The 19,615-nt window shown below is 71.0% G+C and carries 19 protein-coding genes, 1 pseudogene and 1 riboswitch; of the genes and pseudogenes, 12 read left to right on the top strand and 8 right to left on the bottom strand.

The genetic code is table 11. The features are described 5' to 3' along the window. Positions 1–26 precede the first annotated feature (26 nt). The 3 genes from OG985_RS28295 (at position 27) to OG985_RS28305 (ending at position 1,231) form a co-directional block, all read left to right on the top strand. The gene (locus tag OG985_RS28295) at positions 27–359 is read left to right on the top strand and encodes a DUF3618 domain-containing protein (protein WP_371671156.1); all 333 of its coding nucleotides are present in this window, start codon (positions 27–29) and stop codon (positions 357–359) included. Positions 360–402: 43 nt separating this feature from the next. Next, on the top strand, positions 403–759 hold the full coding sequence (locus tag OG985_RS28300) for a co-chaperone GroES (protein WP_356041228.1): 357 nt from the start codon (positions 403–405) through the stop codon (positions 757–759). A gap of 46 nt (positions 760–805) precedes the next feature. Then, positions 806–878: riboswitch (guanidine-III (ykkC-III) riboswitch) on the top strand. Positions 879–910: 32 nt separating this feature from the next. Beyond that, positions 911–1,231: a multidrug efflux SMR transporter gene (locus OG985_RS28305; RefSeq protein ID WP_371671157.1), complete on the top strand. Its 321-nt coding sequence runs from the start codon at positions 911–913 to the stop codon at positions 1,229–1,231. A 5-nt stretch (positions 1,232–1,236) separates the two neighbouring features. On the opposite strand, the gene OG985_RS28310 is transcribed toward OG985_RS28305, so the two are convergent. After that, the gene (locus OG985_RS28310) at positions 1,237–3,666 is read right to left on the bottom strand and encodes a transglycosylase domain-containing protein (protein WP_371671158.1); all 2,430 of its coding nucleotides are present in this window, start codon (positions 3,664–3,666) and stop codon (positions 1,237–1,239) included. A gap of 228 nt (positions 3,667–3,894) precedes the next feature. Here OG985_RS28310 and OG985_RS28315 point away from each other — a divergent pair, with 228 nt between their 5' ends. The 4 genes from OG985_RS28315 (at position 3,895) to OG985_RS28330 (ending at position 7,440) form a co-directional block, all read left to right on the top strand. Next, on the top strand, positions 3,895–4,701 hold the full coding sequence (locus OG985_RS28315; protein WP_371671159.1) for an ABC transporter permease: 807 nt from the start codon (positions 3,895–3,897) through the stop codon (positions 4,699–4,701). A 79-nt stretch (positions 4,702–4,780) separates the two neighbouring features. Next, complete coding sequence (locus OG985_RS28320; RefSeq protein ID WP_371674516.1) at positions 4,781–5,587, top strand: ABC transporter permease; 807 nt, start codon at positions 4,781–4,783, stop codon at positions 5,585–5,587. An 83-nt stretch (positions 5,588–5,670) separates the two neighbouring features. Further along, entirely contained in the window at positions 5,671–6,723 is a 1,053-nt protein-coding gene (locus OG985_RS28325; protein ID WP_371671160.1) for an ATP-binding cassette domain-containing protein, read from the top strand. Between the two features lie 33 nt (positions 6,724–6,756). Then, a complete protein-coding gene (locus OG985_RS28330; RefSeq protein WP_371671161.1) occupies positions 6,757–7,440 on the top strand; it encodes a DUF1707 domain-containing protein in 684 nt (227 codons plus the stop codon). 126 nt (positions 7,441–7,566) lie between these two features. Here the strand turns inward: OG985_RS28330 and OG985_RS28335 are convergent, their stop codons facing one another. Next, positions 7,567–8,940 (bottom strand): SGNH/GDSL hydrolase family protein, encoded by a 1,374-nt coding sequence (locus tag OG985_RS28335; protein ID WP_371671162.1) that lies wholly within the window; start codon positions 8,938–8,940, stop codon positions 7,567–7,569. A gap of 191 nt (positions 8,941–9,131) precedes the next feature. Between OG985_RS28335 and OG985_RS28340 the strand changes: the two genes are divergently transcribed. Further along, a complete protein-coding gene (locus OG985_RS28340) occupies positions 9,132–10,586 on the top strand; it encodes a DUF445 domain-containing protein (protein WP_371671163.1) in 1,455 nt (484 codons plus the stop codon). A gap of 380 nt (positions 10,587–10,966) precedes the next feature. Next, entirely contained in the window at positions 10,967–12,574 is a 1,608-nt protein-coding gene (locus tag OG985_RS28345; protein WP_371671164.1) for an MFS transporter, read from the top strand. 134 nt (positions 12,575–12,708) lie between these two features. Here OG985_RS28345 and OG985_RS28350 read toward each other — a convergent pair whose 3' ends face one another. Continuing rightward, positions 12,709–14,208, bottom strand: a complete 1,500-nt coding sequence (locus tag OG985_RS28350; protein WP_371674517.1) for an alginate lyase family protein — start codon at positions 14,206–14,208, stop codon at positions 12,709–12,711. Positions 14,209–14,335: 127 nt separating this feature from the next. Further along, on the bottom strand, positions 14,336–14,830 hold the full coding sequence (locus OG985_RS28355; protein WP_371671165.1) for a hypothetical protein: 495 nt from the start codon (positions 14,828–14,830) through the stop codon (positions 14,336–14,338). 143 nt (positions 14,831–14,973) lie between these two features. Between OG985_RS28355 and OG985_RS28360 the strand changes: the two genes are divergently transcribed. After that, positions 14,974–15,927: a GlxA family transcriptional regulator gene (locus OG985_RS28360; protein WP_371671166.1), complete on the top strand. Its 954-nt coding sequence runs from the start codon at positions 14,974–14,976 to the stop codon at positions 15,925–15,927. A gap of 71 nt (positions 15,928–15,998) precedes the next feature. Here the strand turns inward: OG985_RS28360 and OG985_RS28365 are convergent, their stop codons facing one another. Further along, entirely contained in the window at positions 15,999–16,301 is a 303-nt protein-coding gene (locus tag OG985_RS28365) for a hypothetical protein (protein WP_371671167.1), read from the bottom strand. 295 nt (positions 16,302–16,596) lie between these two features. Beyond that, positions 16,597–17,007: pseudogene (locus OG985_RS28370) on the bottom strand (MarR family winged helix-turn-helix transcriptional regulator); the annotation flags it as partial. Between the two features lie 61 nt (positions 17,008–17,068). Between OG985_RS28370 and OG985_RS28375 the strand changes: the two are divergent. Together OG985_RS28375 and OG985_RS28380 are read left to right on the top strand one after the other, a co-directional pair. After that, positions 17,069–17,872, top strand: a complete 804-nt coding sequence (locus OG985_RS28375; protein WP_371671168.1) for an alpha/beta fold hydrolase — start codon at positions 17,069–17,071, stop codon at positions 17,870–17,872. Positions 17,873–17,923: 51 nt separating this feature from the next. After that, the gene (locus tag OG985_RS28380; protein WP_371671169.1) at positions 17,924–18,397 is read left to right on the top strand and encodes a hypothetical protein; all 474 of its coding nucleotides are present in this window, start codon (positions 17,924–17,926) and stop codon (positions 18,395–18,397) included. A gap of 90 nt (positions 18,398–18,487) precedes the next feature. Here OG985_RS28380 and OG985_RS28385 read toward each other — a convergent pair whose 3' ends face one another. Both OG985_RS28385 and OG985_RS28390 read right to left on the bottom strand, forming a co-directional pair. Further along, entirely contained in the window at positions 18,488–18,856 is a 369-nt protein-coding gene (locus tag OG985_RS28385; protein ID WP_371671170.1) for a hypothetical protein, read from the bottom strand. An 83-nt stretch (positions 18,857–18,939) separates the two neighbouring features. Next, the gene (locus OG985_RS28390; protein WP_371671171.1) at positions 18,940–19,407 is read right to left on the bottom strand and encodes a hypothetical protein; all 468 of its coding nucleotides are present in this window, start codon (positions 19,405–19,407) and stop codon (positions 18,940–18,942) included. Positions 19,408–19,615 lie beyond the last annotated feature (208 nt).

Consider the following 19,615-nt stretch of genomic DNA (forward strand, 5'->3'; position numbering starts at 1 on the left):
CATCAGCAGACTTCGGAGGCCGTACGGTGGCGGACACGTCGGACACGAGAACCCCGGCGCAGATCGAGGCGGACATCACGCGCCGCCGCGAGCTGCTGGCCGAGACGCTCGACGAGATCGGGGTGCGGGTGCACCCGAAGACGATCGTCGGGGACGCCAAAGCCAAGGTCGTCTCCAACATCGACCACACGCTCGGGCGCGCCTACGTCGGCGTCAACCGCGTGGTGAGTGACGTCAAGGGACAGTTCGTCGACGAGAAGGGCGCGCCGAGGCTGGAGCGGGTCGTGCCGGTCGCCGCGCTCGCGGTGATCGGGGTGGTGGGACTGCTCGCGCTGGGCACCCGGCGCCGTAAGAGCTGACCCGACGGCGTCCGTACCCGGCCGAGGCAGGTAAATTCGACGCGTGAGCGCCAACAGGAACGATTCCAGCCCCCAGCACGACAAGCTGCCCATCCGGATGCTGCACGACCGTGTGCTCGTGCGGCAGGAGACCGGCGAGGGTGAGCGGCGTTCGGGGGGCGGCATCCTGATTCCGGCCACCGCGGCGGTCGGCCGGCGGCTGGCCTGGGCCGTGGTCGTCGCGGTGGGCCAGAACGTGCGGACCGTGGAGCCGGGTGACCGGGTGCTGTACGACCCGGAGGACCGGGCCGAGGTCGAGGTGCGGGGCATCGCGTACGTGCTCATGCGCGAGCGTGACCTGCACGCGGTGGCCGCGGACCGGTTCGAGGGGTCCGAGGACTCGACGGGGCTGTACCTGTAGATCGACGGCTGGAGGGGCCGGTGACTATGGTCACCGGCCCCTCCAGCCGTTTTCTTGCTACCTTCGAAGGAGACCCGACGAGACGCGCCGTACCGGGACGCAGGCAAAGACGACGCATGGCCCGCACCCGCCCGTCTCGGAGGTTTCAGTCATGGCCTGGGTTCTGCTCGTCGTCGCCGGTCTGCTCGAGGTCGGCTGGTCGATCGGGATGAAGTACACCGACGGTTTCACCCGGCCGGTGCCGAGCGTGCTCACCGGCGCGGGCATCGTGGCCAGCATGCTGCTGCTGTCGTACGCCGCGAAGTCGCTGCCCATCGGCACCGCCTACGGCGTGTGGGTGGGCATCGGGGCGGCCGGGGCGGCGGTGCTCGGCATGGTGGTGCTGGGGGAGCCGGTGACCGCCGCCCGGATCTTCTTCGTGTCGCTGCTGCTGGTCGCCGTCGTGGGGCTGAAGGCGACCTCGGGGCACTGAACCGGTCAGCGTCTTCTCGGTGCGGTGCTCAGTGTCCCCGCCACCGTGCCCTGCGTGGTGCCGGTCGTCCCTCCGGTGCTGCCGCCGGTCGTGCCGTCCGTGGTGCCGCCGTCGGTCGTCGTCCCGCCGGTGGTGCCCCCGTCGGTGGTGCCGCCGTCCGTGGTGCCGCCGTCGGTCGTGGTGCCGCCCGTGGTGCCGCCCGTCGTCGTTCCGCCGGTGGTGCCGTCGGTCGTGCCGCCCGTGGTGGGCGACGCGGTGCCGCCGGTGGTCGTGCCGCCCGTGGTGGGTGACGCGCCGGTGGTGCCGCCGCCGGTGGTCGTGGCGCCGGTCGTCGGGTCGTCGTCCTGGTCGCCCTCGCCGGGATCCGTCTCGGGGGCGGAGGGTGACTCCTGGACCTGGTCGGCACCCGGCTGGAGCCGGAGGTCGAAGTCGCCGACCGGCTTGCCCTTCAGGGCGTCCTTGGTGAACTGGGCCCAGATCTCGGCGGGCGCCCCGCCGCCGTTGACGCGTTGCAGGCCCATCGCGCCGTACAGCGACTTGTGGGCCGCGGTGTCCGGGTCCTGGCCCATGACGGAGACGACGGTGGCGAGTTCGGGCGTGTAGCCGGCGAACCAGGCCGCGGTGTCCTCCTCGGCGGTGCCCGTCTTGCCGGCCGCGGGGCGGCCGGCGGCCAGGGCGGCGGTCGCGGTGCCGTTCTCGACGACGCTGCGCAGGACCGAGGTGGTGGTGTCGGCGGCCTCGCGGCTGACGGCCTGGTCGGTCTTCCGCGCGGGCAGTACCGCCGTGTCCCTGCCCTCCTTGGTGATCTTCTCGATCATGCGGTAGGTGCCGCGCCGGCCGTGGTTGGCGAGCGTGGCGTACGCCTCCGCCATCTCCAGGACGCTGGCGGTGGACGGGCCGAGCGCGATGGACGGGGACGCGGTCAGGTCGGGGGTGTCGGCCGGGATGCCGAGGTCGATCGCGGTCTGCTTGACCTTGTCGGAGCCGACGTCGACGGCCATCTGCGCGTACACCGAGTTGACCGACTTGTCGGTGGCCTCCCGCACGGTGATGTCGCCGTAGGAGCCCTGGTCCTCGTTCTCGGGGGCGTAGGTGCCGCCGACCCAGCCCTCGACGGGCCGTTTGTTGGTGCCGTCGTAGATCGTGTTGGGCGTGATGAGGCGGCCGTCCTGCGTCTCGGAGTCGTTGGCGACGGCCGAGGTGAACACGAACGGCTTGAAGGTGGAGCCGACCTGGAAGTCACCGCGGGTGGCGCCGTTGGTGTACTGCTTGACGTAGTCGATGCCGCCGTACAGCGCGACGACCTTGCCGGTCTTCGGGTCGACGGAGGCGCCGCCCGCGCGGACGTAGCGGTCGACCTTGCGGTTCTTCTTGTCCAGCTTGGACATCACCTTGTCGTCGACCGCCTTCACGAAGGCGTTCTGCTTGCTCTTCTGCAGCGTGGTGGTGATGCGGTAGCCGCCGGCCTCGAGCTCGTCCTTGCCGACGATCTTGTTGTCGACGAGGTAGTCGTTGACCGCGTTGACGATGTAGCCGCGCTGCCCGGACAGGCCGGTGGAGACGGTCTGTTCCCTCGGCATCGGGAACTTCAGCCCGGTGCGCTCGGACTCGCTGAGCCAGCCCTTCTTGACCATGCCGTCCAGGACGTAGTTCCAGCGGGCGACGGCCGCGGACTTGTTCTCCGGGCGGGCGACGACGTCGTACTCGCTGGGCGCGTTGACGAGTGCGGCGAGGTAGGCGGCGCGGGCCGGGTCGAGGCCGGAGGCGTCGACGCCGTAGTACGCCTGGGCGGCGGCCTGGATGCCGTAGGCCCTGCGGCCGAAGTAGCTGGTGTTGAGGTAGCCCTCGAGAATCCGGTCCTTGCTCTCGGTGCGGTCCAGCTTGACCGAGATGAAGAACTCCTTCACCTTGCGGGTGACGGTCTGTTCCTGGGCCAGGTAGTAGTTCTTCACGTACTGCTGGGTGATCGTGGAGCCGGACTGCCTGCCCTTGCCGGTGGCGGTGTTCCAGCCGGCCCGCAGCATCGCCTTGGGGTCGATCGCGGACTCGGTGTAGAAGTCGCGGTCCTCGGCGGCCAGTACGGCGTGCTGTGCGGCCTTGGAGATCTGGGGCAGGGAGACGTTCTCGCGGTTGACCTCGCCGTCGCGGGCGAGCTGGGTGCCGTCCGCGTAGAGGTAGACGTTGCTCTGCTGGGTGGCGAAGGCGTTGGCGGACGGGATCTTCACCATGGAGTAGCCGAGGAAGAACAGGCCGGCGAGCAGCGCGACGCCGAGGACGAAGGTGCCGAGCACCATGCGCCAGGTCGGGAGGAGCCGGCGCCAACCGGTGCGCTTGGGCCGTCCCGGCCGCTTGGGCTTCGTGCCCGCGGGCTCGGCGGCCGCTTCCAACTCTCTCGGTGCCCAGCCCTGTTTCGGCTGCTGCGGCTCGTCACTCATCTCGTGCACGGACTCCTGTTTCGCGTCATACGTTCCCGTACGACCTCGTTCGCGTTCTGCGCCCCCTGTTGAAGACTCTCGCACCATGCGTTCCGTTCCCGGATCGCGGCACGCTTCTGGGCCGGAAAACCCGTGGCACGGCTTGCGGCCTGGGGACTAGGCTCCTGCGTTTCGGTGTCTGAACGGTTTCGCACGGCCTCGCGTGGATTCGCGTGGGCGAGGAAGGCTGTGGGTGTGGGCTCGAGCCGGTTGTACGCGGCCGTCGCGGCAGGGGCGTTCCGACGGTACGCGACGTATCGGGTGGCCACCGCGGCCGGGGTGTTCACCAACACCGTCTTCGGCCTGATCCTGGTCTACACGTATCTGGCGCTGTGGGACGAGCGGCCGCATCTGGGCGGCTACGACCAGTCGCAGGCCGTCACGTATGTGTGGCTGGGCCAGGCGCTGTTCGCCGCGTTGGCCATCCAGGGCGGGGGCTTCGAGAACGAGCTCATGGAACGCATCCGTACGGGCGAGATCGCCATCGACCTCTACCGGCCGGCCGATCTCCAACTGTGGTGGCTGGCGGCCGACCTGGGCCGCTCCGCGTTCCAGTTGCTGGGCCGGGGTGTGATCCCCTTCGCCTTCGGGGCGTTCTTCTTCCCGGTGGCGTTGCCGGACGACCCGCTGGTCTGGCTCGCGTTCCTGGTCGCGTTGCTGCTGGGCGCGGTCGTCAGTTTCGCCGTCCGGTACCTGGTGGCGCTGAGCGGCTTCTGGCTGCTGGACGGCACGGGCATGCTTCAGCTGCTGATGATCACGGGGCTGTTCTGCTCCGGGATGACGCTGCCGCTGAACGTCTTCCCCGGCGGACTCGGCGACGTCGTCCGGGCGCTGCCGTGGTCGGCGCTGCTGCAACTTCCCGCGGACGTCCTGCTGGGTGAGGCCGATCCGCTGCCGACCTTCGCCTTCCAGGCGGTGTGGGCGGTGGCGCTGCTGGCGGCAGGGCGGCTGGTGCAGGCGGCGGCGACCCGCAGGGTGGTGGTCCAGGGTGGGTGACGTGACCGGGGTGGGCGAAAGGTCCACGGTGGGCGACGGGCCGAGGGTGGGCGAAAGGTCCACGGTGGGCGAGGGGTCCATGGTCGCGGAGGGGCTGCGTGCCTACCGACTGATCGCGGGGATGTGGATCCGCTCCACGATGGCCTACCGCGCCTCCTTCGCGATGACCGTCCTCGGCAACCTGCTGGTGACCGCGCTCGACTTCGTGGCGATCCTGCTGATGTTCTCCCGCGTCGACTCGCTCGGCGGCTACTCGCTGCCCGAGGTCGCCCTCCTCTACGGCCTGTCCGTCACGTCCTTCGGGTTCGCGGACCTCGTGGTCGGCTCGGCGGGGCGGCTGGGCACCCGCGTACGGGACGGCACGCTCGACACGCTGCTCGTGCGGCCCGCACCGGTGCTCGCGCAGGCCTCGGCGGACCGTTTCGCCCCGCGCCGGTTCGCCCGCATGGTGCAGGGGGCGCTGGTACTGGGCTACGCGCTGGTGGCCGTCGACATCGACTGGAGCGTGCCGAAGACGCTGCTGCTGCCGGTGACGCTGGTCAGCGGCGCGGCCATCTTCTGCGCGCTGTTCGTGGTGGGCGCGGCCTTCCAGTTCGTCGCGCAGGACGCCGCCGAGGTACAGGCGGCGTTCACCTACGGCGGTACGACGCTGTTGCAGTACCCGCCCACGGTGTTCGGCAAGGACCTGGTGCGCGCGGTGACCTTCGTGCTGCCGCTGGCCTTCGTCAACTGGCTTCCGGTGTCCTACCTGTTGGGGCGCCCGTACCCGCTCGGGCTGCCGGAGTGGGTCGCCTTCGCCCCGCCGTTGGTGGCGGTGGGGTGCTGTGCGCTGGCGGGCGCCGCCTGGCGGGCGGGCCTGCGGTCGTACCGGAGCACGGGGAGCTGAGGGACTCGGGGACGAGCGGGAGAGGGACTGACGGCCCGGCCCCCGGCGCGCGGGGATCGACGGAGGGACGGATCGAGGGATGGATGGAGGGGCTCGTGGACGGTGCGTTCATCGAAGTGGACGGTGTCGAGAAGGTCTTCGACGTGCGCAGGAAGACCGGATTCCTGCGGAGCGAGCGGCGGCGGGTGCGGGCGGTCGACTCGATCTCCTTCACGGTGGCGCGCGGTGAGATGGTCGGCTACATCGGGCCGAACGGCGCGGGCAAGTCCACCACCATCAAGATGCTCACCGGGATTCTGACGCCGAGCGGCGGCCGGCTGCGGGTGGCGGGCATCGACCCGTCCCGTGAGCGGCTGCGTCTCGCGCACCGGATCGGGGTCGTGTTCGGGCAGCGGACGACGTTGTGGTGGGACCTGCCGCTGATCGACTCGTACAAGCTGATGCACCGCATGTACCGGATTCCCGACGCCCGGTACCGGGAGAACCTCGACAGGTGTGTCGAACTCCTGGAGCTGAAGAGCCTGTTGGACGTGCCGGTGCGTCAGCTGTCGCTGGGGCAGCGGATGCGCGGCGACATCGCGGCCGCCCTGCTGCACGACCCGGAGGTGCTGTACCTCGACGAGCCGACGATCGGCCTCGACGTGATCTCCAAGGTCAGAGTGCGGGACTTCCTGCGGGAGTTGAACACCGAGCGGGGCACGACGGTGCTGCTGACCACGCACGACCTGCAGGACATCGAGCAGTTGTGCTCGCGGGTGATGGTGATCGACCACGGGCGGCTCATGTACGACGGTCCGCTCGCCGGGCTGCACGAGGCGGGGGACAGTGAACGGACCCTGGTGGTGGACCTGGAGCGGGAGCTGCCGCCGATCGAGGCCCCGCCCGCGCGGGTGGTGCGGGTGGAGGGGCCGCGGCAGTGGCTGGCGTTCCCGGCGGCGGAGTCGGCCGCGGCGCTGGTGGCGAGGATCGCCGCCGAGTACCCGCTGCTGGACCTCTCGGTACGGGAGCCCGACATCGAGGCCGTGATCGCGAAGATGTACGCGGAGTCGGCGGAGTCGGCGCACGCCTCGGAGACGTCGGCACTGGCATCGGCGGAGTCGTCGGACTCGTCGGCGTCGGAGGAAGCGGTCTCGTAGCCGCGGGCCGGGGGAACTCGTACGCTGCTGTCCATGACCGACGACCTTCCGGAGCTTCGCGCGTCCGACGCCGATCGTGAACGAGTCGCCGAGGTCCTGCGGGACGCCCTCGCGGAGGGCCGGCTCGACATGACGGAGTTCGAGGAACGGCTCGACGCGACGTACAAGGCGCGCACCTACGGGGAGCTGACGCCGATCACACGGGATCTTCCGGCCGCCCTCTCCTCCTCGGTGTCGATGATCAAGGACGTGGCGGGGCAGGGGAGTTGGGCGCAGCGGATCGTCGGGGGCGAGGGTTCCTCGACGTGGGCCGTGGCCGTGATGTCGGGGTTCCAGCGGCGGGGGCGCTGGACGGTGCCCAGGCGCTTCACCTCGTTCGCGTTCTGGGGCGGCGGTGAGATCGATCTGCGGGAGGCGAACTTCGCGGACCGGGAGGTCGTGATCAACTGCGTCGCGATCATGGGCGGGATGCAGATCGTCGTGCCGCCGGGGGTCGAGGTCGTCGTCCGCGGGATCGGGATCATGGGCGGCTTCGACCAGCGCGAGGTGGGCACTCCGGGCGATCCGGGGGCGCCCCGCGTGGTGGTGACCGGGTTCGCGTTCTGGGGCGGGGTCGGGATCGAACGCAAGGTCACACGGGCCGAGCGGCAGCGGCTCAAGGAGGAGCGGCGGCGGGAACGGCTGGGGGGCCGGGACTCCCGCGGAGAACTGCGCTGACCTTCGGACCGGCCCCCTGACCGGCCTCCTGAGACCGGCATCCGGACCGGCATCCCGACCGGCTTCGGGACCGGCTTCCCGTCCTCCACCGGAGGGAAGCCGTGCCGGGCGCCGCTGCGTACACCCCTACAGCTTGGCCGGGGCCGTTCCCTTGAGGTCGTCGAGGTCGAACTCCTCGGCCATCCGACGGTAGCCCTTGTCGCTCGGGTGGAGGTGGTCGCCCGAGTCGTAGTCGGAGCGGAGCCGGCGCGGGTCGTAGGGGTCGCGGAGGGCCTGGTCGAAGTCGACGACGGCGTCGTAGACCCGGCCCGCGCGGATCTCGGCGTTGATCCGCTGCCGTACGGATTCGCGGGCCGGGGTGTAGCCGCGGTGGCCGTGGAAGGGCATCAGGGTGGCGCCGACGACCCTGAGGCCGCGGGCGTGGGCCTGGCCGACCAGGGTGCGCAGGCCGGCGAGGATTTTGTCGGGGTCGGCGAGCCGCGGGTTGCGCAGGATGTCGTTGACGCCCAGGTCGATGACGACGGCCCTGACGTTGGTACGGCCGAGGACGTCCCGGGAGAAGCGGCCCAGGCCGCTCTCGTTGACGGCGACGGGGGAGTCCGTGGCCGGGCGGACCCCGGCATAGGCGAGGCCGGAGCTGTCGGCGAGGACCTGGTTGCCGCTGATGCCCTGGTTGACGACGCTGTAGCGGGGCACGTCCCGGCCGGACTCCACGGCAGTGCGCACCCGCTGGGAAAGGACGTCGGTCCAGCGGCGGTTGGCGTTCTCGGTGGAGGTGATGCCGTCGGTGAGCGAGTCGCCGAGGACGACGACCGTGCCGTCCGACTCGTCGCTGAGCACGTCGAGGGCGGTCAGATAGCGCCAGTACTCGCTCTGCTCGGTGTACGCGGTCGCGGTCACGTCCTCCGTACGGTCGCCGGCGGCGACGTAGGAGGTCTGGCGGGCGTGCGGGTGGTAGGTGACCGGGCCGGACGGGACCGGCGAGTACGTGGTGACCAGCACGTCGGTGCCGCTCGGGATGCGCACGGTGACGACGTCGCTCAGCACCTGCCGGCCCGCCGGGACGACGACGGTCGGGCTGCCGCCGAAGGTGAGACGCCGCATGGTGTCCGTCGTGGCGGCCGCGGTGCCGGTACCGGCGGCCACGGCGATCGAGGCGTGGCTGATCGTGAGCCGCGACCGGCCGTAGAGATTGGACAGCGTGATGCGGGCACTCGTACCGCCGACGCTCGCGTGCACGACGTTGCGCACCGAACGGCCCGCCATGCCGTCCGTCTCGGTGCCCGGCTCGGCGCCGACGGGGGAGGCGGACCAGGCGCCGACCCAGACGCCGGTGGAGACGGGGGCGGCGGAGTTGTGCGGGGCCCGGGCCCCGGCGAGGGTGTGAGTGTTGCCGCCGGTGCCGTCGTCGGCGGCGACCGAGACGTATATGGCGGCGGACAGGGCCACGATCGCGGCGACGATCGCGGACAGCAGGGCATAACCGTGATGCCTGGTCATGCGGGTGCGTGTCTCCTCGAGCGAAGGGGAGCCCCAGGCTCCGATGTGATCACCCCATGATGCGTCATGGAGCAGGCGGGAGTTGAACGACGCCCCTGCCCGTCCGATGAGACGCCGGGAACTCCTGGTCCGTTCCAGGAGTCGGTCAGGAAGGGACAATATGTGCAGGGGATCACGAACGGGTGGAGTGAATGGACCGTACGAAGCCTGAAAAAACGGATGATCCAGACAGGTCGGGCGCATCGGATACGTCCGGTGCATCGGGTGTGTCCGGTGCGTCCGGTGGGGCGGACGGCATGCGCGGACCGGGCGACACGGGACCGGATGCCGTAGACCGGCATGCCCGCCCGGGCCCCACCGGCAGTCCGGCCGCCGCCCGCACGATGACGACGTTCAGTGCCGCCGACGAGGAGAAGCAGCGCGGCGTGCGCCGCATGAAGCTCACGGCGACCGGCCTGCTGCTGTTCGTGGCGGTCGTGTACGTCCTCACCGAGTGGGCGTCCCACTCGGGCGCCGGCGCCTGGGCGGGCTACGTCGGCGCGGCCGCCGAGGCCGGCATGGTCGGTGCGCTGGCCGACTGGTTCGCGGTCACCGCGCTCTTCCGCCACCCCCTGGGCCTGCCCATCCCGCACACCGCGATCATCCCCACCAAGAAGGACCAGCTCGGCGTCTCGCTCGGTGAGTTCGTCGGCGAGAACTTCCTCTCCGAGGACGTCGTACGGCAGCGGCTGCGCGCCGTCGGCATAGGCAGCCGGCTCGGCGTCTGGCTCGCCGACCCGGACCACGCCGACCGGGTGACGGCGGAGCTGTCCGCGGCACTGCGGGGCGCCCTGACCGTGCTCCGCGACTCCGACGTCCAGGCGGTGGTCGGCGAGGCCATCACCCGGCGGGCCGACGCCCAGGAGATCGCGCCCGGCATCGGCAAGATGCTGGAGAAGGTCGTCGCCGACGGCGGCCACAACCGGGTCGTCGACCTGGTCGTCACCCGTGCGCACGACTGGCTGGTCCTGCACGGCGACTCCGTGATGGACGCCGTGCAGGGCGGGGCGCCCGGCTGGACCCCCAGGTTCGTCGACAAGAAGGTCGGCGAGCGGATCTACAAGGAACTGCTGCGTTTCTGCGCCGAGATGCGGGACATGCCCTCCCACCCGGCACGCGGCGCCCTGGACCGCTTCCTCACCGACTTCGCCTCCGACCTCCAGTCCGACACCGACACGCGGGCGCGGGTGGAGCGGCTGAAGGGCGAGGTGCTGGGGCGCGGCGAGGTCCAGGACCTGATCGCGTCCGCCTGGACCGCCGTACGCTCCATGATCGTCTCGGCGGCCGAGGACGAGCGCAGCGAGCTGCGGCTGCGCGTGCGGGCCTCGCTGCTGTCGCTGGGAGCCCGGATGGCGGCCGACCCGAAGGTCCAGGGCAAGGTCGACCGGTGGGTGGAGGGCGCCGCGGTGTACGTGGTGACCACCTACCGCAAGGAGATCACCTCTCTGATCACGGACACGGTGGCCGGCTGGGACGCCGAGCACACCACGAAGAAGATCGAGGCGAACATCGGCCGCGACCTGCAGTTCATCCGCATCAACGGCACGGTCGTGGGGTCGCTCGCCGGCCTGGCCATCTACACGTTGTCGCGGGTACTGGGGGCGTGAGGCGGCGGTGAGACGGCGGTGAGTCGGCCGTAGGGCAGCCGAAGTGGCGGTGACGGGTGGGCTGTACGGCGGTCGCGGGGCGGCGGAGGGTGGGCTGCGCGGCGGTGAGACGGCGTTAGACGGTGGTGAGTCGGCCGTAGGGCAGCCGAAGTGGCGGTGAGGGGTGGGCTGTACGGCGGTCGCGGGGCGGCGAAGGGTGGGCTGCGCGGCGGTCGCGGGGCGGTGAGTCGGCCGTAGGGCAGCCGAAGTGGCGGTGACGGGTGGGCTGTACGGCGGTCGCCGGGCGGTGAGGCGGCGTTGAGGCCGCTGTGGGGCGGGGCGGGCGTGAAGCGCCAGGACACGGGCACCCGGAGGTGGTTCGCTCGACGAGGAGGGAGCCCATGTCCAGCGCCACTGCCACGGCCGGACCCGGCCGTACCATCACCACCGCCATACCTGCCCGCCTCGACCGCCTCCCGTGGTCGCGCTGGCACTGGACGATCGTCATCGGTCTCGGCACCGTGTGGATCCTCGACGGTCTGGAAGTCACGGTCGTCGGCAACATCTCGTCCCGGCTCTCGGAGCCGGGCAGCGGTCTGTCGATCACCTCCGCGCAGATCACCGGTATCGCGGCCGCCCTGTACGTGGCCGGTGCCTGCGTCGGCGCCCTCTTCTGGGGCAGGATGACCGACCGCTTCGGCCGCAAGAAACTGTTCATGATCACCCTGGCGGTGTATCTCGCGGCCACCGCCCTGACCGCGGTGTCGTTCTCGCCCTGGTGGTTCTTCCTGTTCCGCTTCCTCACCGGCTTCGGTATCGGCGGTGAGTACGCGGCGATCAACTCCGCGATCGACGAGCTCATCCCCGCGTTCTACCGCGGCCGCGTCGACCTCATCATCAACGGCAGCTTCTGGATCGGCGCCGTAGGCGGCTCGCTGCTGTCGATCGTCGCGCTGAACACCGACATCTTCGCGAAGAACGTCGGCTGGCGGCTCACGTTCGCGCTGGGCGTGGTGCTCGGCCTGGTCATCCTCGTCGTACGACGGCACGTCCCCGAGAGTCCACGCTGGCTGCTGATCCACGGCAGGGAACGGGAGGCGGAGGACATCGTCTCCTCGATCGAGCGCCGGGTCGAGGCCGAGAAGGGCGAGCCGCTCCCGGAGCCCGAGGGCGAGATCAGCATCCAGCAGCGCAAGAACGTCGGCTTCGGCGAGATCGCCCGCACGATCTTCGCGACCTACCGCAAGCGCAGCGTCCTCGGCTTCTCGCTGTTCATCGGGCAGGCGTTCCTCTACAACGCGATCACCTTCGGCTTCGGCGCGATCCTGACGACGTTCTTCGACGTCCCGACCGGCAACACCGGCTACTACTTCGCGGTCATCGCGGTCGGCAACTTCTTCGGCCCGCTGCTGCTCGGCAAGCTGTTCGACACGGTCGGCCGGCGGGTCATGATCTCCTCGACCTACCTGCTGTCGGGACTGCTGCTCTTCGGCACGGCCTGGCTGTTCGACCGTGGCTCACTGACCGCGACCACGCTCACGGCCTGCTGGTGCGCGGTGCTGTTCTTCGCCTCGGCGGGCGCCTCCAGCGCCTACCTCACCGTCTCCGAGATCTTCCCGATGGAGACGCGGGCCATGTCCATCGCCTTCTTCTACGCCATCGGCACCGCCGCCGGTGGTATCACCGGCCCGCTGGTCTTCGCCGACCTCACCGAGTCCGGCGTGGTCGGCGACACGGTCCTCGCCTTCCAGATCGGCGCGGGCCTGATGTGCGCGGCCGGGATCGTCGCCGCGTTCCTCGCGGTCAACGCCGAACGCCGCTCGCTGGAGGACATCGCCAAGCCGCTGACGGCGGTCGCGTCGGCCTCGGCCAAAGCCAAGGCGAGGGTGACGAGGAAGTCCGCCGGGCGCTCGCCGGGGACGGCGGGAGCCGCGGGAGCGACCGGAACTGCGGATGCCGCCGGGGCGACGGGCGCGACCGGCGGACGGGCCGAGTCGAGCAGCGCGTAGTGAGCGGTTCGTAGCCGCACCGCATGTCGGCTGGTCAAGGAGCAGGGGTCCGGCTTCGCCGGGTCCCTGCCCCTGTGCGTGGCCCGTGACCTGCGAGGTCATCAGGCCCAGGCCCACAGTTCGCGTCCGCGGTCCTACGGTGCCTCGTGCCGTCCCTTGTCGCGGCGGCGCAGCAAGAGGAGGCCGCCGGCGATCGCGGTGACGCCCGCGGCGGCGGACCAGCCGACGATCTCCTCGGAACCGGTGGCCGCGAGGTCACCGCCACCGGCGGGGGACGCCGATCCGGCGAGGGGAGAGGCGGATCCGACCGACGAGGCCCCCGGCGAGGCCGCCGTACCGCCCCTACCGCTGGTGCCGGCAGTACCGCCCGCACTGTCCGAAGCGCCGGCACCATCCACGCCGCCCGTCGCGCTGTCGGCGTTCCCGCCGTCCGCCGCCGAGGCCCGGTCGCGGGTGAACGCCAGCGTGCCGAACCCCAATTGGTCGTAGCCGCCGCTGTTGGGGCCGTAGTCACCGCCGCCACCCTCGGGGGCGGCCTGGGCGGCGATCCGGGTGAGGTAGGTGGCGGACAGTCCGCGGCGCTTGGTGTAGTGATTGGCGATCATGGCCCAGACAGGCCGCTGCATGGCCGGATCCACGCCGGCCGCGGCCGACGCGGTCTCGGTGCCCGACCAGCCGCCGATGGCGCCCTTCCGGCGGGTGTTGGCGGTGTACGGCACCTCGCCGCCCATGCTCCACTTGGCCACGTACTGGGCGCCCTTGAGGAACCGGCTGTCGTCGTAGCCGTACAGGTCGATGCCCTGGTTCCACGCCATCTCGCAGACGGTGCCCATCAGTCCGACGCCGAGCAGCGCGTGTCCCTGGTCGCGGCCCGCCTCGACCCATTCGGCGAGTCCGTCGCCGTACACGACGGGTATGGCGTTCCTGACCGAGCCCATTCCGGCGCCGTGCTTGAAGTAGTCGACCGCGCGGGCGACCTGGGAGCGGTCGTCGCACAGGATGCCGGTGGCGAGGACGCAGGCGAGGGCGGTCAGGTCCCAGTTCGCCCAGTAGTTGGAGTCGACCGCGCCGTTGTGGTGGGTGAGGAAGCTCTCGCTGAGCGGGGCGAAGACGGTGGTCAACATCTTCTGGAAGCGGGCGAGGTCGAAGTCCTCGCGGTCGCGCACGAGTTCGGCGGCGTTGGCGAACTGGTAGCCGTACAGACCGGCGGCGAGGAACCGATCCGCGCTGCCCTCCACACCGGTCAGCTTCGCCGACCAGGCGTTGAGGATCGCGACGGCGGTGTCGGCGTGCGCGCCGTCGCCGGTGACGTGCCAGCGCAGGGCGTTCTGGTACGCCGCGTGGATGTCGTTGTAGAGGATCGTGTAGTTCTGCGGGCTGCCCGCGCCCCGGTACACGGTGGTCTGCGGGTTGGCCGTCCAGCCGCTCCGCGCATGCCGGTTGGCGGTCAGCCTGGCGAAGCCGGCGGTGTACGGCGCGGCGCCCGCCTTCACCTTCGCGGCCATCCGGGCCAGGTCGGCGCGGGTGTGGAGAAGGCCGGGGTGGGCGTAAGGGGTGGCCGCGGCGGCGGTCGTGGTGCCGAGGGCGGTGCCGATACCCGCGGCTCCGGCCGCGGCGCCCGTGGCCTTCAGCATGGTCCGGCGACTGATCTGTCGTGTCACGTGCCTCGTACCTCAACGTCGGGGTGGGGGACGGTGAGGAGACGCGCGGAGGCGGCGGGGATAACGAAAACCGGCGGTGTTCCGTCAGATGGAGTGCCGGTCACGCGCCCGTCGTCGAACCGGGCCGGACGATCATCAGCACCGTGACGGTCGCCCACAGAATGTTGAACAGTCCGGTGAACATGGCGAGTTGGACCGTGGCCTGCCGGGCGGTCACCGCGGTGGTGGTGCCGCCGCCACTCTCTCCGCCCACCTGGTCGAGTCGGTCCGCGATCGTCTGCTGCCTGGGCAGCACCAGTGCGGCCAGGACGAGCGCGGCGAGCGCGGTGAGGGCGATCGACACGATCAGCCAGGCGTCCCCGAGCACGCCCATCCCGCTCGCGGTGGCGAACCCGAACACGGGGACGACGACGCCGACGACGGCGTACACCCGGCAGATGCGGAGCAGCAGCCGTACGGTCTCCACCGCCCCGGAATCGTCGGGTGCGGCCAGGGCGCGGCGGGCGCTCGGCGGGAACATGCTGGCGGCGACGGTGACGGGACCGATCGCGACGATGGCGGCCAGGACGTGGACGGCCAGGAGGAACTTGGTCACGGGGTGACGCTAGGCGAGTGCCGGAGCGCGCAGAAGTGGCGGTACTGCCAGGGGTCGACGGATTCTCGCCACGTCCACCCCCGTCGGCGGGCGGTTCCGCCGTCGCGGTTGGCCGTAATCCGTCGTACGCCTACGCTCTCGCCATGCACACCGTGGCCGTACTGGCGCTGGACCAGGTCATCCCCTTCGATCTCTCCGCCCCGATCGACACCTTCGGCTGGGCCCGGCTGCCGGACGGCCGTGAGGCGTACCGGGTGCGGGTCTGCTCGCCGGCGGAGGAGGTGAGTGCGGGGCCGTTCACCGTCCGGGCGCCGTACGGGCTGGAGGCGCTCGCCGAGGCCGACACGATCATCCTGCCCGGCCTCGCCGATCCCACCGTCCCGCTGCCGCCGGGCGTGGCCGAGGCGCTGTGCGCGGCGGCGGCGAACGGCACGCGGATCGCCTCCGTCTGCGTCGGCGCCTTCGTCTTCGCGGCCACGGGCCTGCTGGACGGCCTGCGAGTGACGACCCACTGGATCGCGGCGCGCGACCTCGCGGAGATGTACCCGAGGCTGAACGTCGACCCGAACGTGCTGTACGTCGACAACGGCCAGTTCCTGACCTCGGCGGGGGCGGCCGCGGCCATGGACATGTGCCTGCACATGATCCGCAGGGACCACGGCTCGGCGGTCGCCGCCCACGCCGCCCGCATGTCCGTCATGCCGCTCGAACGGGAGGGCGGCCAGGCCCAGTTCATCGTCCACGCCCAGCCACCGGCCCCGGTGGGCGCGACGCTCGAACCGGTGCTGCACTGGCTGGAGGACAACTGCGACCGGGACGTCACCCTGGACGAGATCGCGGCCCGGGCGGGCATGAGCACCCGTACGCTCAACCGCCGCTTCCGCGAACAGACCGGCACGACCCCGCTCCAGTGGCTGCACCGGGCGCGGGTGCGGCGCGCGCAGTATCTGCTGGAGACGACCCCGTACCCGGTGGAGCGCATCGCGGCCCAGACCGGCTTCGGCTCCCCGACGGCCTTCCGGGAACGGTTCCGGAAGGTGGTCGGGACGAGCCCGCAGGGGTACCGGCGGACATTCCGGTCGGCTGGGGCGTCGTAGCCGGCGACGACCGCCGAGGCGCTGACAGTGCCGCGGCTGTCGTCGCGACGACCGTCGCTGAGGCGGGTCGCTCAGCCGCGTCGGTCGGCGACCGCCCACGACGCGAGGGCCACGGCTCCCGCGACCCCGAACACGGCGGGCCACGCGCCGACCTTCTTGGCCAGCGGATGGGACCCGGCGAAGGCGGCGACGTAGGCGGCGGTCAGCGCTCCCGCGGCCTTCCCGCCGGCCTGCTGCCGCCACTGCTGCGCGGCCGCTGCCCCGGCCACGGCGAGTACGGCCCCGCCGAGCTGCCGCTTCCGGGTCCAGCGGGCCACGCCGTACCCACCGACGAGCCCGCCCGCGGCCACCACCGAGCTGGGAACCTTCGCCATGTCTGCCTCCTGCGCCGCCGCCTCTGCCGCTACTGCCGTGACTGCTGCTGTCGCCCCAGCTGTCGTTACAGCTGTGGCTACGGCTCTCGCTGTTGACGCGGTGGCGGTTGTCGTCGTGCGATCCGATGGGCCGAGGCTAACTCGCGCCCGGGCCCGCGAACCGAACCTGAGTCGGAGGTTGTCAAGTTCTTCCCGCGTCTGCACCCACGCCGGCATCCGGGCCCGTGCCCGTGCCCGTGCCCGGGTCCGCGCCCGCCCCCGGGTCCGTGCCCGGGTCCGGGCCCGCATCCGCGTCTCCGTCCGCGGTGACGCGGCGCAGCAGACTCAGCAAGGTGGCGCGCTCGGTATCGCTCAAGGGGGCGAAGCAGGTGGCGAGGACCTCGTCGGCGATCCGGTGTCCGGCTGTCAGGGTCTGCTCGCCGGCGGGGGTGAGGTAGTGCTCGATCCGCCGGCCGTTGCCCGGACGCCGCTCGATGAGCCCCAGGACCACGAGTCGCCCGGCGAGGGTGCCGAAGGCCTGCTCGCTCTGGAACGTCGCCGAGGCCAGCGCGCGAGCCGACGACCCGGGTGACCTGCTGATCGCCCGGAGGGCGTCCCACTGGGCGAGTGTCGTGCCGACGCCGGCGAGCCGGCTGTCGAGCGCCCGGTGCTGCCGGTGCTGCGCTTGCTTGACGGCTCTTCCCAGACTCTGCAGTTCATCGGGCATGGGCTCAGTCTAGAGCATGACTAAGCTAGCTTATCTAAACATCTTTAGTTAGGATGTTCGCATGCCTACCGACCACAGGTTCGACCTGTACCCCGACCTGACCCTCACCCTCTCCACGGCCGGGACCGGCCGACCCACCCTCGTCCTGCACGGCGGCGGCGGACCGGCCACGGTCGCCGGACTCGCCGCCCACCTCTCACGGACCGCCCACACCATCACCCCGACTCACCCCGGCTGGAACGGCACCGAACGCCCCGACTGGCTGACCGGCGTCGACGACCTCGCCCTGGCCTACCTCCACCACCTGCACGCCCTCGGACTGCGCGACGTCCTCGTCGTGGGCTCCTCACTCGGCGGCTGGACGGCCGCGGAGATGGCCGTACGCGACACGGCGGGCATCATCACCGGCCTCGTCCTGATCGACGCCGTCGGCGTGGACGTCCCCGGCGAACCGATCGTCGACTTCTTCGCCCTGGATGCCCGAGGCATCGCCGACCACGCCTGGCACGACTCGGCCCGCTACTTCCAGGACCCCACCCTCCTCCCGCCCGAGCAACTCGCCGCCATGCAGGCCAACATGGCCACCCTGCGCACCCTCGGCGGCGACCCGAACATGCACGACCCGAAGCTGCTGCACCGCCTGCGCCACGTCGACGTACCGACCCTTCTCCTCTGGGGCGAGAGCGACCGCGTCGTCACCCCCGCCTACGCCAAGACGTACGCGAACGCCTTCCCCGACGCCCACCTCGAGGTCATCCCGCAGGCCGGCCACCTGCCGCACATCGAACAACCGGAAGCGACCTTCGCGGCGCTCGACGCGTACCGGCAGCGGACGACCGCCGACAGGACGTTCACCGGACACTGATCGCAGACGCTCGAACCGAACACCAGGTCGCGGGAGGTGGGGAGCGCGCCGGTGAACTGCCATCATGCTGGCGTGCCCGCCGACATAGCGTTCTTCCGCGCTCCTGATCACCGGACTGCCGCCGCGACGCGTCTGACGGGTCCCGGTCGAGCCTTCGAGTCGGTGACCTGCCACTCCATCGAGCCGGACAGTGCTGTCGTCGAGTGGGACATGTACTTCGAAGCGCCGTCCGCCGAGCCGCCACCCCTTGAGCAGCTTCATGCGTGGGAATGGCCGAGTTGGGTCACGCCACCCTTGAACGACGGCGTCGAGGTGTTCGCCCTGCCGGGCCGGTTGACCCTGGCGTTGGCCAACGCCCGTCCCAGCGAGCTGCGCGAGCTTGCCGCTCGCTGGACCACGAGGCTCAAGGACACCGATGGAGACGACATGACCGACGACGATCCGCTGAGGATCCTGGAGGGTTTGGCCGGACTCGCGGCGACTGCCGTGAGCTCGAACGAGGGTCTCTACTGCTGGAGTTACTGAGGTCAGTCATGAGAGGCGCGAGCTGTTGCCGCACGGACTGAGCGCGCTCGAGTTGGCGTCCGATGCCGGCTGGGGTGCTCGATCCACGCCTCAGCGATCCGACAACGCGATACGGCCGGTCAGCAGGACGTCGTGATTCACGAACAGGCCGTCGAGGTCGAAGCGCCGACGGATGTACGCGGTCCAGGTCGCGCAGGGCAGATCGCCGGACCTCACCATCCGCGCCCGGCTGGCCTGGGTGAGAATCCATCTGGCCTGGTCACCGCCGTGCACTCGGCCGCCCAGATCCCGGGCCAGCCGCCACAACTCCTCGCCGTCACGGACGTCGTCGACGACGGCGACGAGCCCGACGTCGCCCAGCCCACGCTCGTCACCGGACCGGGTGGTGTAGGCGACGGTGAGACCGTCAAGGGGGAAGACGGTCACGCGACTGGTCGCGGTCAGCTCGGTTGAGGACACGGGATGGGTCCGTTCTGGGAGGTGGAGGGCGCTGGGCGGGCCGGCCCGGGTGCGGCCGACCCGCCCGCGCGTAGGCAGAGGAGTCAGCAGCAGGGACCGTCGCCGCAGCAGGCGGGCGGATTGCAGTCGGCGGCTGTCTCCCACAGCCGCTCGTCCACCTCGAAGCCGGCCGAGCGGATCCTCTCGACGACCGAGGTCATCAGACCGCGCGTACGGATCCTGCTGTTCGGCCGGTGATGCAGGAAGTAACCGAACTGCTCCTGACACCAGTTGGCGTACCAGTCGGTGTGCAGCACGAGCGTGTGCCATCCGGGATCCACCAGCCGGGAGGGCGCCATGGTGGCCCCGGACCGGGACGTCCCCATCACATGCACCAGCGCGAGGGCCTGGTCGACGACACGATCGGCGACGCAGCGCTCCAGGCCGTACTCGTCCGCGCAGAACGCGGCGAGCGCGTCGAACTCGGCGTCGGCGACGAGGGATCGGCCGGTACGGGTATCCGTACCGGGCGTGGGACCGGGTACTGAACCGGTCGCGAGGGTGGACGTCATCGCGGGGCCTCCTGAGAACGCGTACGGCTCTTGGGTGGTGTCGGGCCGGGTGGCCGTTGGGGTGGGGTCGTGTGGAACACGGAGACACCTCACATGTGGGGGGAATTTCGGTTGGCCCGCCCCCGGAGCACCGAATGCCGGGCGGGTGCTGGGTCGCGTACGGGGTCGTGCGCCGGGGAGAGGGAGACGTGCGGCCCGCCGCATGACG

The organism is Streptomyces sp. NBC_00289 (genome assembly GCF_041435115.1).
In the GTDB taxonomy this organism is placed as follows: domain Bacteria; phylum Actinomycetota; class Actinomycetes; order Streptomycetales; family Streptomycetaceae; genus Streptomyces.